General features: G+C 71.5%; 13 protein-coding genes and 1 riboswitch. Of the genes, 6 read left to right on the forward strand and 7 right to left on the reverse strand.

The features are described 5' to 3' along the window. Positions 1-116: 116 nt before the first annotated feature. Positions 117-590 carry a hypothetical protein gene (locus tag DDV73_RS22295; protein WP_109509474.1) on the reverse strand — a complete coding sequence of 158 codons (474 nt, stop codon included), beginning with the start codon at positions 588-590 and terminating at the stop codon, positions 117-119. Positions 591-774: 184 nt separating this feature from the next. On the opposite strand from DDV73_RS22295, the gene DDV73_RS22300 reads away from it, so the two are divergent. Genes DDV73_RS22300 through DDV73_RS22310 form a run of 3 tightly spaced genes read left to right on the forward strand, consistent with a single transcriptional unit; the run spans position 775 to position 3,429 of the window. Beyond that, positions 775-2,034 carry a sensor histidine kinase gene (locus DDV73_RS22300; RefSeq protein WP_154402862.1) on the forward strand — a complete coding sequence of 420 codons (1,260 nt, stop codon included), beginning with the start codon at positions 775-777 and terminating at the stop codon, positions 2,032-2,034. Next, positions 2,031-2,735, forward strand: a complete 705-nt coding sequence (locus DDV73_RS22305; RefSeq protein WP_109509476.1) for a response regulator transcription factor — start codon at positions 2,031-2,033, stop codon at positions 2,733-2,735. Before DDV73_RS22300 ends, DDV73_RS22305 begins: the two co-directional genes overlap by 4 nt. Before the next feature lie 34 nt (positions 2,736-2,769). After that, positions 2,770-3,429 (forward strand): hypothetical protein, encoded by a 660-nt coding sequence (locus DDV73_RS22310; RefSeq protein WP_109509477.1) that lies wholly within the window; start codon positions 2,770-2,772, stop codon positions 3,427-3,429. A gap of 4 nt (positions 3,430-3,433) precedes the next feature. On the opposite strand, the gene DDV73_RS22315 is transcribed toward DDV73_RS22310, so the two are convergent. Both DDV73_RS22315 and DDV73_RS22320 read right to left on the reverse strand, forming a co-directional pair. Continuing rightward, on the reverse strand, positions 3,434-4,927 hold the full coding sequence (locus DDV73_RS22315) for a serine/threonine-protein kinase (protein ID WP_109509544.1): 1,494 nt from the start codon (positions 4,925-4,927) through the stop codon (positions 3,434-3,436). Positions 4,928-4,993: 66 nt separating this feature from the next. Next, positions 4,994-6,280 carry an adenylosuccinate synthase gene (locus tag DDV73_RS22320; RefSeq protein ID WP_109509545.1) on the reverse strand — a complete coding sequence of 429 codons (1,287 nt, stop codon included), beginning with the start codon at positions 6,278-6,280 and terminating at the stop codon, positions 4,994-4,996. Positions 6,281-6,435: 155 nt separating this feature from the next. Between DDV73_RS22320 and DDV73_RS22325 the strand changes: the two genes are divergently transcribed. Next, positions 6,436-7,314, forward strand: coding sequence for a diacylglycerol/lipid kinase family protein (locus tag DDV73_RS22325; protein ID WP_240617424.1), 879 nt, complete (start codon positions 6,436-6,438; stop codon positions 7,312-7,314). Between the two features lie 6 nt (positions 7,315-7,320). On the opposite strand, the gene DDV73_RS22330 is transcribed toward DDV73_RS22325, so the two are convergent. Continuing rightward, on the reverse strand, positions 7,321-8,301 hold the full coding sequence (locus DDV73_RS22330) for a helix-turn-helix domain-containing protein (protein WP_109509478.1): 981 nt from the start codon (positions 8,299-8,301) through the stop codon (positions 7,321-7,323). Positions 8,302-8,618: 317 nt separating this feature from the next. Between DDV73_RS22330 and lysS the strand changes: the two genes are divergently transcribed. Next, complete coding sequence (lysS, locus tag DDV73_RS22335) at positions 8,619-10,361, forward strand: lysine--tRNA ligase (RefSeq protein WP_109509479.1); 1,743 nt, start codon at positions 8,619-8,621, stop codon at positions 10,359-10,361. Between the two features lie 3 nt (positions 10,362-10,364). Here lysS and DDV73_RS22340 read toward each other — a convergent pair whose 3' ends face one another. The 3 genes from DDV73_RS22340 to DDV73_RS22350 form a co-directional block, all read right to left on the reverse strand. Further along, the gene (locus DDV73_RS22340) at positions 10,365-10,778 is read right to left on the reverse strand and encodes a DUF3151 domain-containing protein (protein ID WP_109509480.1); all 414 of its coding nucleotides are present in this window, start codon (positions 10,776-10,778) and stop codon (positions 10,365-10,367) included. 126 nt (positions 10,779-10,904) lie between these two features. Next, positions 10,905-12,284 (reverse strand): aminotransferase class V-fold PLP-dependent enzyme, encoded by a 1,380-nt coding sequence (locus tag DDV73_RS22345; protein ID WP_109509481.1) that lies wholly within the window; start codon positions 12,282-12,284, stop codon positions 10,905-10,907. A gap of 38 nt (positions 12,285-12,322) precedes the next feature. Continuing rightward, positions 12,323-12,434, reverse strand: a riboswitch (SAM riboswitch). Between the two features lie 21 nt (positions 12,435-12,455). After that, the gene (locus DDV73_RS22350) at positions 12,456-13,181 is read right to left on the reverse strand and encodes a GAF and ANTAR domain-containing protein (protein ID WP_109509482.1); all 726 of its coding nucleotides are present in this window, start codon (positions 13,179-13,181) and stop codon (positions 12,456-12,458) included. A 313-nt stretch (positions 13,182-13,494) separates the two neighbouring features. Between DDV73_RS22350 and DDV73_RS22355 the strand changes: the two genes are divergently transcribed. Further along, positions 13,495-13,866 (forward strand): STAS domain-containing protein, encoded by a 372-nt coding sequence (locus DDV73_RS22355; protein ID WP_154402863.1) that lies wholly within the window; start codon positions 13,495-13,497, stop codon positions 13,864-13,866. Positions 13,867-13,967 lie beyond the last annotated feature (101 nt).

Raw genomic sequence — 13,967 nt, forward strand, 5'->3', positions numbered from 1 at the left:
GTGCGTGCAGCGCAAGGCGTCGGAGGGAGGCGGGCCGGTGGCCCGTCGACCGACGACAACGCAGCGATGTGCGTGCCCTGGCCGCTCAGACCCCGGCGAAACTCCGGGAGTGACCACTAACTGGCTCCTGTCGGTACGCCGGCCAGCCGTCCGGAACGGCGCAGCTCGGCTACCAACAGTCTGCCCGCGCGTGCCGCCTGTTCAATGGGCTGCGCGAGGCCGGCGTACCCGGCGGCCACGGCGAGCAGGCGGTGCTCGCTCAGCTGGGACGGCGCCAGCACCGGGTTGTCGGCCTGGGCGTCCAGCACCCGCCGTACGCCGGGGAGCGTCCGCGCTGCCGCGTGCCAGGCGATGCTCACGCACTCGGCCGGCGGTCCCGGGTGGGTCTCCAACTCCATGTCGACCCGGGCGAGGAGCCGCCGGGACCACAGGTCGTGCAAGGCGACGAGCAGGTCGTCGGTGCTCTCGAAGGCGGTGGCCAGCGTGGGGTTCCACGGCGTCTGGTCGCTGCGGCTGCGATCCAGCCAGACCACGACGTCGTTCACGGCTGCTGCTCGTCGGTGATAGTTCTCCCACGCCTCGCTCATCATCACGGCCTCCTTGCCGTTTTGCTGACCGCCTGGACCGGCCCGCTCCGTCGTACCCCGAACGCTATTGACCGCGAAGCGGGCGGGTCTGCCTGCCAAGGGCGGGACTACGGCACCCCGCCCAGGGTGGAGGCGGCTCCGTCCCAGGTCGGATGCCAACGCCGTGACCTGCGCCTAACCTGGGGATGTGTCTGTCGCCCGCTTGATCCAGGATGCGCTGCGCCCCTATCGGCCAGGCATCGCTGACGACAACGCCCCGGACTACGTCTGGTGGGTGCGTCTTTTCATGGACGGCGCCGCGCTGATGTGCGGGGTAGTGGCGGTGGCGCAGCGGTTCGGCACCCACCCGCTGCTGCCGACGGCCGGCCTGATCGCGATCGCGATGATCCCGTGGGTCTACGACATCGCCGGCAAGTCGACGCACTGGATGGCGCTGACGCTGCCCACCCTCATCGGGGCCGGCGCGGTGGCCGTGATCTACCCGATGGAGTACGACGTCGCACTGTTCCTGCTGGTGCTGCTGGCCGGCGCCGTCGGCGCCCACGACAAGCTGTGGCAGGCCCTCGCGGTCACCGTGAAGGCGGCGGCGCTGATGATCGTGCTCGCCACCCTGGGCCACATCGACGGCCTGGCGTTCCTGCTCCCGCTGCTGCTGGTCGGGCTCGATGTGGGCGTGGTGATGCAGTACCAGCAGCGGCAGGTCGTCGAGCAGGCCCGGATGCAGGCCGAGCGCCAGGAGCAGGTCCTGCAGGAGCAGCGCCAGCAGATCGCGCGCGAGGTCCACGACGTGATCGCGCACTCGCTGAGCGTGACCATGCTGCACCTGACCGCGGCCCGGCGCAGCCTGGAGGACGACGACGCCGACGTCGACGAGGCCCTCGACGCGCTGCGCGACGCCGAGAAGCAGGGCCGGCTGGCGATGGCCGACATCCGGCAGACGGTCGGCCTGCTCGGCCAGAAGCCCGGAAAGACCGAGACCACCCCCGACACCACCGACGTACCCCGGCTGGTGCAGGGCTTCCGCGACGCCGGCCTCGACGTCTCGCTCCAGGTCCACGGCGAGATCGAGAAGGTGCCCGCGACCAACGGCCTGAGCGTGTTCCGGATCGTGCAGGAGTCGCTGGCCAACGTCGCCAAGCACCAGCCCGACGCGCGCGCCGACGTACTCCTCGACTGCCGCCAGAAGCACCCGCGGCTGACCATCACCAACACGCTGCCGCGCTCGACCGCGCCCGCCAGCACCGGTGGCTCCGGGATCCGCGGCATGCGCGAGCGCGCCGAGTTGCTCGGCGGCGAGCTGTTCGTCGGGCGGCGGGACGGCAAGTGGGTGGTCGACCTGGTCCTGGCGCACCCCGGCCACGACAAGAAGTGCGGGCTCGAGAAGATCAAGACCGAGCTGCTCAAGCCGAGCACGGGCGCGCCCGACCCGGTGGTGGGTACGCCGTGACCGCTGCCGCCAACGGGACCGCCGACGCCAACGGTGTGGTCCGCGTCGTACTCGTCGACGACCAGGAGCTGGTGCGCTCCGGACTGCGCCGGATCCTGCGCCGCAAGGACGGCTTCGTCGTGGTCGGCGAGTGCGCCGACGGCTCCGAGGTGCCGGCCGCGGTCGCGGAGTATGCGCCGGACGTCGTGGTGATGGACCTGCGGATGCGCGAGGTGGACGGCATCGAGGCCACCCGCCGGCTGCGCTCCCGCGCCGACGCACCTCCTGTGCTGGTGCTGACCACGTTCGACGACGACGAGCTGCTGTCCGGCGCGCTGCGCGCCGGGGCGGCCGGCTTCCTGCTCAAGGACTCGCCGGCCGAGGAGCTGATCCGGGCGGTCCGCACCGTCGCCGCCGGCCACGCGCTGCTCGACCCCGCGGTGACCGGCCGGGTACTCGACGCCTACCGGTCCGGACCGCCGGCCCCCGCCTGCGCCGACGCCCCTGATGCGCTGACCTCCCGCGAGCTCGACGTACTCCGGCTGATCGGCCGCGGCCTCAGCAACGGAGAGATCGCCGCCCAGCTGACGATCTCCGAGGTCACCGTGAAGAGCCATATCGGCCGGATCTTCACCAAGCTGGACCTCCGTGACCGGGCTGCCGCGATCGTGTTCGCCTTCGACCACCGGCTGGTCACGCCCGGAGAAGCCGCCTCCTCCTGACCGCGGTCCACCGCCGACTGACTACGGTTATCCCATGTCGAGAGTCGGGGGCCCGCGGATCGTGACCGCGGTGGTAGCGCTGGCCGCCGTCGGCGCGCTGGTCGGCTACCTCGCCGGCGTGTGGTCACAGGCCGACCCGAGCTACGCCGACGAGGCGGCCACGCCGCTGGTGGCGGTCTCGCCGTCGGCGCCGATCGAGCCGCCGGTGCAGATCGAGCCGGACAACGACTTCCCGGCGCTCGGCGTCGACCTGGAGTACGTCGATACGACGATCGGCACCCCGCCGTACCGGATCGGGCTGAAGGCTCCTGCAGGTTGGAAAGAGAACTTCGTCAACCTGATCGAGAAGAACTGGCGGCCGGCGGACGACCCGGGCAGGACCTACAAGCTCCGGGTCGAGCTGGTCGCCAGCGAGCACCAGAAGGTCCCGGAGCGGCTCGCGAGCCGGGAGCAGGCGCTCGCCGCCGCGAGCGACGTCAGGGAGTTCAAAGTCATCCTGCGCACCTCAGACTCGCTCCGCTACACGTATGTCGACGGCGACGGTTATCTCCGGTTCGGCATCGAGACCTGGGTATCGCCGTTCGGCACGTCGGAGGCCGAGGTCGAGATCGCGGCGACCGGCCGGCTGGTCGACGAGGACGGCCTGGACCGGCTGATCGACTACGTCGCGGACCGGGTCGTCAACGCGCCTTAGTCCCTCAGAGGTCGGCGGAGGCGGACTCGACGATGTCCATCGCGGCGTCGCGGTCCGCAGCGCGCACCTGAACCCACAGCAGCCGGTCGTTGGTCACCTCGACCACCCGCTCGACCACGACACCCGGGCACTCCTCGTACGTCGCGGTCAGCGCCGTGCCCTGACTCGTGAAGCCCGTCCGGGTCGCCCGCGTCGTCTCGCACTCGGGGTGGCCCGGCAGCTTCTCGGGCAGCTGGTCGGCCGGCACCAGACCCACGAACAGCGCGCGGTCGTCGCCCTCGATCGACAGGGCGGGGTACGGCCTGTCCGCGCCGGGCGGCGTCCAGCCCTCGCGAGACACCTCCTTCGCCCAGTCCTCGGGCACGGTCACCGAGAGCACGCCGTCCGCGTCGCGCAGTACCTCGGTCCGCTCCACCTGCCGCTCGCCGAGGTAGCCGCCGCCCGCAGCCGCGGCCACCACGGCCACGGCGGCAACCGCGATCAGCACCTTGGCGCGAACGCCGAGTGGGCGCGGCGGCTTGTCCAGGTCGGCCTCGGTGACCGACGGCTCGGGCCGGGCACCGACGAAGGTGGCCTCGCCCGGGTCCGGCTTCGTGAGCGGCACCGCCTTGCCCGATCCTTGGTTTCGAGACGGCCGCTGCGCGACCTCCTCAACCGGCGGATCTGACTCCTCAACCGGCGGATCGGGCTCGGCCGCGATCTCGCGGCTGGCCTGGTCCAGCGCGCGGAGGTACGACGCGACGTCCGGCCAGCGGTCGGTGCGGTCGGGGGACAGCGCCCGGCGTACGGTCTCGGCGATCTCGGGCGGTACGTCCGGCAGCTCCGGTGGCTCGCCGGCCTTGGCGGCGGCGAGCAGGGTCGGGTGGTCGAAGGGCGGCTTTCCGACCAGCGCGAGGTAGCTGATCACGCCGAGCGAGAACTGGTCGGCGCGCGGGTCGAGCTTCTCGCCGCGCGCCTGCTCGGGTGCGGCGTACGACGGGGTGCCGGCAAGCACCGTCGCCCGCGAGGTGCCGTCGACAACCTTGCCGAGACCGAGGTCGCCGAGCATCGCGTGGTCGCCGTCGGCGGTGCTGCGGAACAGCACGTTGGCGGGCTTCACGTCGCGATGGATCACCCCGCGCTGGTGCAGCGTGACCAGGCCGCGACCGACCTGGCCGATCATCTCCAGGGCCTCGTCGAGCGGCAGCGGCTCGCCCTCGACCCGCTCCTTCAGGGTGCCGCGGTCGGCGTACCGCATGACCAGGTAGGGCCGGCCGTCGTCGAGCTCGCCGGCGTCGTACACCGACACGACATGCGGCGACTCGACCTTGCGCAGGAAGCGGCCCTCGTCGACGAACCTGCGCCGTACGTCCGGCTCCGCGCTCCAGTTGTCGGCCAGCACCTTGATCGCCACCGGCGAGTCCAGCTGGTGGTCGAACGCCAGCCACACCGAGGCGAACGCCCCGGTCCCGAGCCGTCGCTTGACGGCGTACCGGCCGATCTCGGTGGGCGTGGACACGACCTGCATTATCCAGCGTCCGCAAGTGGGCGCCACCCTCGCCCTCGTCGCGCGCTTGGTTCTGCCTCAGTCGGGGTGGACGACGATCGTCTGCTCGCGGCCGGGGCCGACCCCGACGCCCCAGATCCGGGTACCGGACATCTGCTCCAGCGCCTCGACGTACCGCTGCGCGTTCTTGGGCAGCTGGTCGAAGGTGCGGCACTCGGAGATGTCCTCCCACCAGCCGTCGAGGTACTCGTAGATCGGCTTGGCGTGGTGGAACTCGGTCTGGGTCATCGGCATCTCGTCCTGCCGGACGCCGTCGATCTCGTAGGCGACACAGACCGGCACCCGCTCCCACGACGACAGCACGTCGAGCTTGGTCAGGAACAGGTCGGTCAGGCCGTTGACCCGGGTGGCGTAGCGAGCGATCACCGCGTCGTACCAGCCGCAGCGACGGTCGCGGCCGGTCGAGACGCCGACCTCGCCGCCGACCTTCCACAGCTTCTCGCCGTTCTCGTCGAACAGCTCGGTCGGGAACGGCCCGGAGCCGACTCGCGTGGTGTACGCCTTGATCACGCCGATCACCCGGTCGATCCGGGTCGGGCCGACGCCGGCACCGACGCAGACCCCGCCCGCGACCGGGTTGCTGGAGGTGACGAAGGGATAGGTGCCGTGGTCGACGTCGAGCATCGTCGCCTGCGCGCCCTCGAACAGGACGGTCTTGCCCTCGTCAAGCGCCTGGTTGAGCAGTAGCGAGGTGTCGGCGACCATCGGCCGCAGCCGGTCGACGTAGGACAGCAGCTCCTCGGCCACCGCGTCGGCCTCGACCGCACGCCGGTTGTAGACCTTGGTGAGGATCTGGTTGCGCAGCTCGAGCGCGCCCTCGATCTTCTGGCGCAGGATCTTCTCGTCGAACAGGTCGGCGATCCGGATACCGAGGCGATTGACCTTGTCGGCGTACGCCGGGCCGATGCCGCGCCCCGTCGTACCAATCTTGTTGCGGCCGAGGAACCGCTCGGTGACCTTGTCGATGGTCGAGTGGTACGACGCGATCACGTGCGCGTTGGCACTCACCAGCAGCGGCGCCAGCTCCACCCCGCGCTCGTTCAGCGCGTCCAGCTCGCGGAACAGTGCCTCCGGCGAGACCACGACGCCGTTGCCGATGACGCTGGTCGCACCGGGCGTGAGGATGCCGCTGGGCAGTAGGTGGGTGGCGAACTTCTCGCCGTTGACCACGATCGTGTGGCCGGCGTTGTGGCCACCGCTGGTGCGGACGACGTAGTCGATAGCAGTGCTGGTGGCGAGCAGGTCGGTCGCCTTGCCCTTCCCCTCATCTCCCCATTGGGCACCGAGTACGACGATCGCGGGCATGGCTGGCTCCCTCTTGTCGGTGGTCGAGCTGGTCGAGACCAAATGCCGAAGGCCCCGGCAACAGCGGCTGCTGACCAGGGCTCTTGCGTCCACACGCTACCAAAGTGCCGGCTCAGGACAGGGAGTTCTCAGGCCCGGCCACTACTGTCGATCCGGTGGACCCGCTCCTGGTGATCACCAACCCGTCCGCAGGCAGTGCCGACCCGGAAGCGCTCGAGTCCGGGCTCGCCGTACTCCGCGAGCACACCTCGGTGGAGGTGGCCGCGACCGAGCATCCGGGTGAGCTCGACGGTGTCCTCCACCGGGCCGGCTCCCGACTGATCGTGGTGGCCGGCGGCGACGGCAGCATGCACGCCGTGGTGGCCGCGCTGCACCGCCGCAACGAGCTGAGTGGCCGGGTGCTCGGCCTGCTGCCACTCGGCACCGGTAACGACTTCGCCCGCGGCGCCGGCCTCCCGCTCGACGTCGAGGAGGCGGCGCGGGTGATCGCGAAGGGCGCTCCGCGCCCGGTCGACCTCCTCGTCGACGAAGTGGGCGAGATCGTGGTCAACAGCGCGCACGTCGGTCTCGGCGCCGAGGCCGGCAAGCAGGGCGCCCGCTGGAAGCCGCACCTGGGCCGTGCCGGGTACGCCGTGGGCGCGGTGATCGCCGCGGTCCGGCCGCGGGTGCTGCGGCTCCGGGTCGAGGTCGATGGCGCGGTCGTCAACGACATCGACCAGCCGGTGCTGATGGTGGCAATCGGCAACGGCTCCCAGGTCGGCGGTGGGCTGCAGCTGACCCCGGACGCCGACCCCGGAGACGGCCAGGCCGACGTCATGATCTCCCGGGCGGTCACCCCGCTGGCGCGGGCGGCGTATGCCATCCGGCTGGGCCGCGGCTCGCACGCCGAGCAGGACGAAGTGACCACGGTCCGCGGCGGCGTGGTCTCGGTGAGCGGCTCGGACTTCTGGTGCAGTGCCGACGGCGAGGTCTACGGGCCGGAGCGGCGCCGTACCTGGCGGATCGAGCCGGCGGCGTACCAGCTGCTGCGCTGACCGAGGTCAGAGCCAGCCGCGGCGGACCGCCTCGACGCCGGCCTGGAACCGGGTCTCGACTCCGAGCTCGGCCATCACCGCGGCGACCCGGCGCCGTACCGTGCGCAGGCTCAGGCCGAGCGCACCCGCGATCTCCTCGTCCCGGGCGCCGGCGGCGAGCTGCTGGAGCAGCAGTCGGCGGTCATCGGCCCGGCCACCCTGGTCCGAGGTCAGGCCGGGTACGACGACCGCCTGGTCCCACAGGAGCTCGAACAGCACCCGCAGCGAGTCGACGAGTGCCGGCTGTCGGATCACGAGCCGCCGGTTGGTGGTCACGCCGAGCGTCTCCGGGAGCAGGGCGGCGGTCCGGCCGAAGATGGCCAGCCGGGTGGGCAGCTCGGCCACGACCCGCACCTGCTCGCCGGCCAGGGCCCGTGCGGCGAGCGCATCGGGCGCCTCCTCCAGCGCCCGGGCCGGATAGATCGACCGGCACTGACGCCCCTGCTCGATCGCCTCGGCGACCGCCTCAGTCACCGCCGACTCGTGCGGCAGCCGCCACTGGTCGGGCCGGAACCACAGCAGGTCCCCGTCGGACTGCCGGATCCACGAGGTGAGCATCGTCGGGATGTCGCCGCCGGTGAGCACCTCCGCTTCGACCGGGTCGCTGCCCTCCGGCCGCCCGGCCCACGACGCCGCCAGCAGGCTCGGGATCGCGTCGCTGAACTGGTCCAGGCGCTCGGCGACCCGACGTACCGCCTCGGCTTGGGAGCCGATCAGCCGGTTGACCGCCTGGGCCGGCGAGACGCCGGTGACCACCCCGCCGGCGACGCTGACCAGCCCCAGCGCCAGGAACGGCTTCAGGTCCTCGAGCAGCTCCTCCGAAGTGCGGGAGGTGGCCGCGGCCACGGTGTCGACCGGGCTCCCGGACATCCCGAGCACGTCGAGGAAGAAGGCCGCCTCCGCCTCGGAGAAGCCCAACACAGCAAGTGCGTTGGTACGGCGGGGCATCTTGGCACTTTAATGTCAGCGGCCGCCGGGTGTCACACGATTCGGAAGGCTGGATGACACCATGGTCGCGCGTCGTCTCGGGCGCCGACCGATCACGCCGCGGGGGGTGGGATTGGCTCGGCATCGCACAGCATCGGGGGATGCAGGAAGCGATGCGACCCGCAGGGCACCGGAACCGCTCAGGGGACGATTCTGGTGCCCTGTCGCCTGTCCTCTCCCCTGTCCTGTCACCGGCCCTCGATATGGCCGCGCGGCCGTCCCACCGCCTCGGGTAGCGTTTCGGCGGTCGGTACACCTTTTGTGAGGAGCGCAGCGAGATGGCCAGGGGCAACCGCGGGCAGGATGGCCCGCCCACCGACTGGGTCACTCGGGCCGCAGACGACGCGATCCGGCACGCCGGCGGGGACGCCGACGCCCTGATCGCCTCCGGCAGGACGGTCACCGTCGCCTCCGGCGCCAGCCCGTCCGGGCCGGTCCACCTCGGCAACCTGCGCGAGTTCCTGACCGTGCACTTCGTCGCCGAGGAGCTGCGCTCGCGCGGACTCCAGGTTCGCCATCTGCACTCGTGGGACGACTACGACCGGTTCCGGAAGGTGCCGGCCGGCGTCGACGAGTCGTGGAACGAGCACATCGGCCGTCCGCTCTCCGCCGTACCGGACCCGTGGTCGTGCCACGACTCCTGGGCCGAGCACTTCAAGGAGCCGCTGCGTGCCGCGCTCGCCGAGCTCGGCGTGGAGATGGACGAGATCAGCCAGACCGAGATGTACGGCGCCGGCACCTACCGCGAGCAGATCCTGACCGCCGTCCGCCGCCGCGACGACATCGAGAAGGTGCTCTCGCGGTACCGGACCAAGGCCGCGCCGCCCGTCGCGGAGAACGAGCAGGAGGCGGCGGCGCTGGCAGACTCCGTGGCCGCCGACGACGAGTCCGACGAGGCCGGCGCCGACGACCTGGCCCGGTTCCCGTTCAAGCCCTACTGCCGCGACTGCGGGCGCGACACCACCACGGTGACGGCGTACGACGACGCCTCGACCGACCTGTCCTACACCTGCTCGGTCTGCTCCTTCGCCGGAGTCACCAACCTGGCCACCCAGAACGAGGGCAAGCTGGTGTGGAAGGTCGACTGGCCGATGCGCTGGGCCTTCGAGCGGGTCGACTTCGAGCCGGCCGGCGCCGACCACTCCAGCCCGGGCTCGTCGTTCACCGTCGGCCACGAGCTGGTCGAGCAGATCTGGGACTACCCCCGACCGTCCTGGCTGGGCTACTCGTTCGTGGGCTTCGCCGGGATGGCCAAGATGTCGTCCTCGCGCGGCGGCGTACCCACCGCGGCGGAGGCGCTGGAGATCCTGGAGGCGCCGATCCTGCGCTGGCTTTACGTCCGGCGGGCGCCGAAGCAGTCCTTCAACATCGACTTCGGCCCCGAGGTGGTGCGGCTGTACGACGAGTGGGACGCGCTGGGCCGCAAGGCCGCGGACCCGGCCAAGCGGGACGCCCAGGTGCTGGCCTTCGAGCGGGCCTCCTCGACCGCCTCGGCCGGCCGGCTGCCGACGCCGGAGGTGCTGGTGCCGTTCCGGGTGCTGTCTTCGGTCGCGGATGTGACCGCCGGTTCCGCCGAGCTGATCAGCCGCACCGTCTCCCACGTCGGGTACGCCCACTCGTCGGTTGCCGAGCTCGAGCCGCGGCTGGGCCGGGCGATGACCTGGACGTCGGAGTTCGTGCCGGCCGAGGATCGCACCATCGTCCGCTCCGCCCCCGATCTTGACCGGCTGGGTGCGCTGTCGGAGGAAGAGTCGCGCTGGGTCACGCTGCTCCTGGAGCAGCTGGCGGTAATGCCGGGCGAGCTCGACGTCGACCCGGTGACCGCCGTCGTCTACGGCGTACCCAAGCTCGCCCTCGGGCTCGACGTCGACGCTGACCCGACCGACCAGGTCAAGTCCGACCAGAAGGCCTTCTTCAAGCTGCTCTACAACCTGCTGGTCGGCAAGGACCGCGGCCCGCGCCTCCCCACGCTGATCGTGGCCCTGGGTGCGGACAAGGTGCGGTCCCTGCTGACTCGCTGATCCTCAGCCGAGCAGCTCGTCGTACCCGGCCTGGCTGGAGTCGCGCAGGAAGGTCGCGCAGCGCTCCTCCTCGTCCGTCTCACCGATGGCGCCGGCGGCGGCCGACAGCAGCGCGAGGCAGCGCAGGAAGCCGCGGTTGGGCTCGTGCTCCCACGGCACCGGGCCGTGGCCCTTCCAGCCGTTGCGGCGCAGCAGGTCGAGACTGCGGTGGTAGCCGACCCGGGCGTAGGCGTAGACCGTGACGTCGTCGGCGCCGTCGGCCTTTGCCTGGTCGGCGAGCGTCGCCCACGCCAGCGGCGAGGCAGGATGACGGCGTACCGCGTCCGCGGGGTCGGCACCCTCGGCGAGGTCCGCGGTGGCCGTATCCTCGGGAAGCTCGGTCGGCGGCGGTCCCGCCATCAGGTCTGCGTGGCTCATGTCGACCAGCCTGCCATGGTGGGCCGCGCCGGAGGTCGGCGCGTGCCGCCGGAACCGGCGGACCCGGAGACGTGGTATCCGCAGAATCGCGATTTGTACGTACGGTCTCGTACGTACAAATCGCCATCAGGCGGTGCAGGGGCTGGCGCCCGTCGACCGGTCGGCGCCGCCGGCCCAGGCCGGCAGCGGTCGCGGGTCGGCAACAGGTGCCCAGCGGCCGTCGATGCGCTCGTAGGTCGTCCGCGGCCCCTCCGCGATCAGCGCCGCCACCGCGTCGACCAGTCGGTCGACGTCGTCCTGGGTGGAGCCGACGCCAATGCTGACGCGGACCGCGCCGTCACCCAGGCCCAGCCGCTCGGTCAGCGGGTGCGCGCAGAACCGGCCGTCGCGCACCGAGATGCCGTGCTCGGCGGACAGGTACGCCGCGACCAGGCCGGCGTCGTACCCGTCCACCGTGAAGGTGACCACGCCGATCGACGGCACCTGCTGCCGATCGAGGGGTTCGTCGAAGATCCGGTGCAGCCGTACCCCGCGCAGACCGTGCAGCACGTGCACCAGCCGCTGCCGAAGGGCTGCCTCGTGCAGCTCCTGGGCACCGGCCGGGAGCGCGGCCAGCGTCTCGCAGGCCGTCGCCAGCGCCAGCGCGCCGAGGACGTTCGGGGTGCCGCCCTCGTGCCGGTGCGGCGCGCACGCCCACTCCACGGAGTCCACGCCGACCGAGACCACGGCGCCGCCGCCGGGCAGGTACGGCGTACCGGTGTCGAGCCAGTCCTGCCGACCCACCAGCGCGCCGACGCCGTACGGCGCGTAGAGCTTGTGTCCGCTGAACACCACATAGTCGACGTCGGTGGCCGCCAGGCTCAGCCGGCGGTGCGGCGCCAGCTGCGCCGCGTCGACCACGACCCGTGCGCCGTGCCGGTGGGCCAACCCGACCAGCCGCGCGATCGGCAGCTCCTCGCCGGTGACGTTGGAGGCGCCCGTCACCGCCAGCAGGGCGACCGGACGTGCGGCCAGCTCCTGCTCCAGCGCGGCCAGCGTCTCCGCCACCGTCGGCCGGGCGACGACGGCCCGGTGCGGCAGCCGCTGCCAGGGCAGCAGGTTGGCGTGGTGCTCGAGGTCCAGATAGACGACCTCGCCGCCAGCCGGCACGCAGCCGGCAAGCAGACTCAGCGCATCGGTGGTGTTGCGAGCGAGTACGACGGCATCGCCGGCACGCGCCCCGACGTACTCGCCGATCACCCGCCGCGAGCGTTCCAGCACCGCGGTCGAGACCTGTGACGCGTAGCCGGCGCCACGATGCACGCTGGAGTAGTAGGGCAGCGCCGCGGCGACCCGGTCCGCGACCACCCGCAGCGCGGGCGCGCTCGCGGCCAGGTCGAGGTTGACGTGCCGCACCCAGCGGCCGTCGACCAGCGGGACTCGGAGGTCGGCGCCGACCAGGTCGAGCAGCGGCTCGGTCGCGGCCGTCGTACAGCTGTCGGTGGACGTGGTGATCGTTGTGGACACAGGTGCTCCAGTCGGCCAGGGGCCGTCCGGTGGTGTCAGGCCCGCGCTTGCGCCGACCCTCCGCCGACGCCTGGTCCTCACCCGGGGCACCCCACCGCGGTGGAGGGTTGCCGGCCAGCAAGCCGGGGCTACGCGCTGGCACTCATGACCGCGCCGTACTTTACCGCACCGTCAGCGGCTGTCCCGCAGACCGGCGATCCGCTCCGGGAAGGTGACCAGGTCGCGTGCGAACTCGGTCAGCGGGACCCGCGCCCGGCGGGCTTGGCTGCGGAGCAGCTCGAAAGCATCGTCCATGCTGATCGCGAGAGTGCCGGCGATCGCGCCCTTGGCCTGCTCGATGATCACCCGGCTGTTGAGGGCAGCCTGGAGCTGCTCGTTGAGCACCTCAGCCCGGGCGATCGCCTGCTCCTGGATCAGCGCGATGGTCGCTACGTCGGCGAGAGCCTGGATGATCTTGATCTCCTGGTCGGCCAATACGGCCGGCTCCCGCCCGAAGACGTTTATCGCGCCGATCACCCGCTCGCGCAGCCGCATCGGGAACGCGTGCACCGTCAGGTAACCCCGCGCGACCGCCTGAGGGGCGAAGGACGGCCACAGGCCGCCCGCCGCGGCGAGATCGGCGTTCACGACGTACTGGCCCGAGCGGTAGCAGTCGAGGCAGGGGCCTTCGGAGTTCTGGATCTGGATCAGCTCAAGGAGGCGGGCGGTCTCGTCGGAGGCGCCCATGTAGTGCAGCCGCGCCTGCTCGTCGGCCAGGACCAGGCCCACCGCCGTACCGCCGCTGAGCTCGGCCGCGTGGCCGGCGACGGTGTGGAGGAACTCGATCAGGTCGAAGTCGGCAACCAAGGAGTCGGCGACCTCGACGAACACATCGGCAAGCTGTTCGACGGTAGTCATCGGGTTCCGGAGCTCGTCCGCGCCGTCTCATCGCGAATCCCGTGACTGCGCATCTCAGCTCCCCAGCTCTGTGGTTTGTACGGCGCCGGAGATCACTCCGCGCGCCAACTCGATGAGCAGGTACCCAACGCGACCATCATCATCCCCCTGTGCCTAGTAGAGCCCCGATCGGTCCGGCGTGCCGGCGTGCCGGCTCTAGGTCCTGCGCGACTCGACTATCGCGGCCATATTTCCCTATGCAATGCAGGTACGCAGGTCTAATGTGACTAGTGGCAGACGGCCGTCCCGGACCCCGACGGCTCATCGTTGGACGATGAGCGGAAGGGGTCTCGTCATGCACGGCCCGATCACGCAAGCCGCGGGCTTCGTCGCGGTGTCCTCGATTCGCGATGACGGCGACCATGTCGTGATCGCGCGCGGCAGCATCGAGGGTCTCGCGCTTGCCGAGTTCGGCACCGCACTCGACCTCGCCGCCGCCGCCCACACACCATGCGTGTACGTCGACCTGGCCGGCGTCACCCACTGGTCGCTGCTCGCGCAGGCCATGGTGCTCACGACCTCACGCGAACTCGCCCGGCACGGCCGCCAGCTGGTCCTGGTGGCGCCGAGTGCCACCCTCCGGGACGAAGGCGCGCCGCTGAACGTGTTCGGGCGGGTGAGCACCGAACCAAACGGCTATCCCTGAGCTCACGACGTCGCGCTGGGCGCCGGCGAAAAGGGGGGTGCCCCCTGGGCGGGTTGGCTTGGGACCAATACGTCCAGGGGGCCAGGAGCCGCGGTCGTGAC

This window comes from Nocardioides speluncae (genome assembly GCF_003121585.1).
Lineage (GTDB): Bacteria > Actinomycetota > Actinomycetes > Propionibacteriales > Nocardioidaceae > Nocardioides > Nocardioides speluncae.

Excerpts from the sequence above, each read along its gene's own strand:
- DDV73_RS22355 (WP_154402863.1), top strand. The coding sequence starts at position 13,495 with ATGAGCGGAAGGGGTCTCGTCATGCACGGCCCGATCACGCAAGCCGCG.
- DDV73_RS22310 (WP_109509477.1), top strand. The coding sequence starts at position 2,770 with ATGTCGAGAGTCGGGGGCCCGCGGATCGTGACCGCGGTGGTAGCGCTG.
- DDV73_RS22350 (WP_109509482.1), bottom strand. The coding sequence starts at position 13,181 with ATGACTACCGTCGAACAGCTTGCCGATGTGTTCGTCGAGGTCGCCGAC.
- lysS (WP_109509479.1), top strand. The coding sequence starts at position 8,619 with ATGGCCAGGGGCAACCGCGGGCAGGATGGCCCGCCCACCGACTGGGTC.
- DDV73_RS22340 (WP_109509480.1), bottom strand. The coding sequence starts at position 10,778 with ATGAGCCACGCAGACCTGATGGCGGGACCGCCGCCGACCGAGCTTCCC.
- DDV73_RS22320 (WP_109509545.1), bottom strand. The coding sequence starts at position 6,280 with ATGCCCGCGATCGTCGTACTCGGTGCCCAATGGGGAGATGAGGGGAAG.
- DDV73_RS22295 (WP_109509474.1), bottom strand. The coding sequence starts at position 590 with ATGATGAGCGAGGCGTGGGAGAACTATCACCGACGAGCAGCAGCCGTG.
- DDV73_RS22330 (WP_109509478.1), bottom strand. The coding sequence starts at position 8,301 with ATGCCCCGCCGTACCAACGCACTTGCTGTGTTGGGCTTCTCCGAGGCG.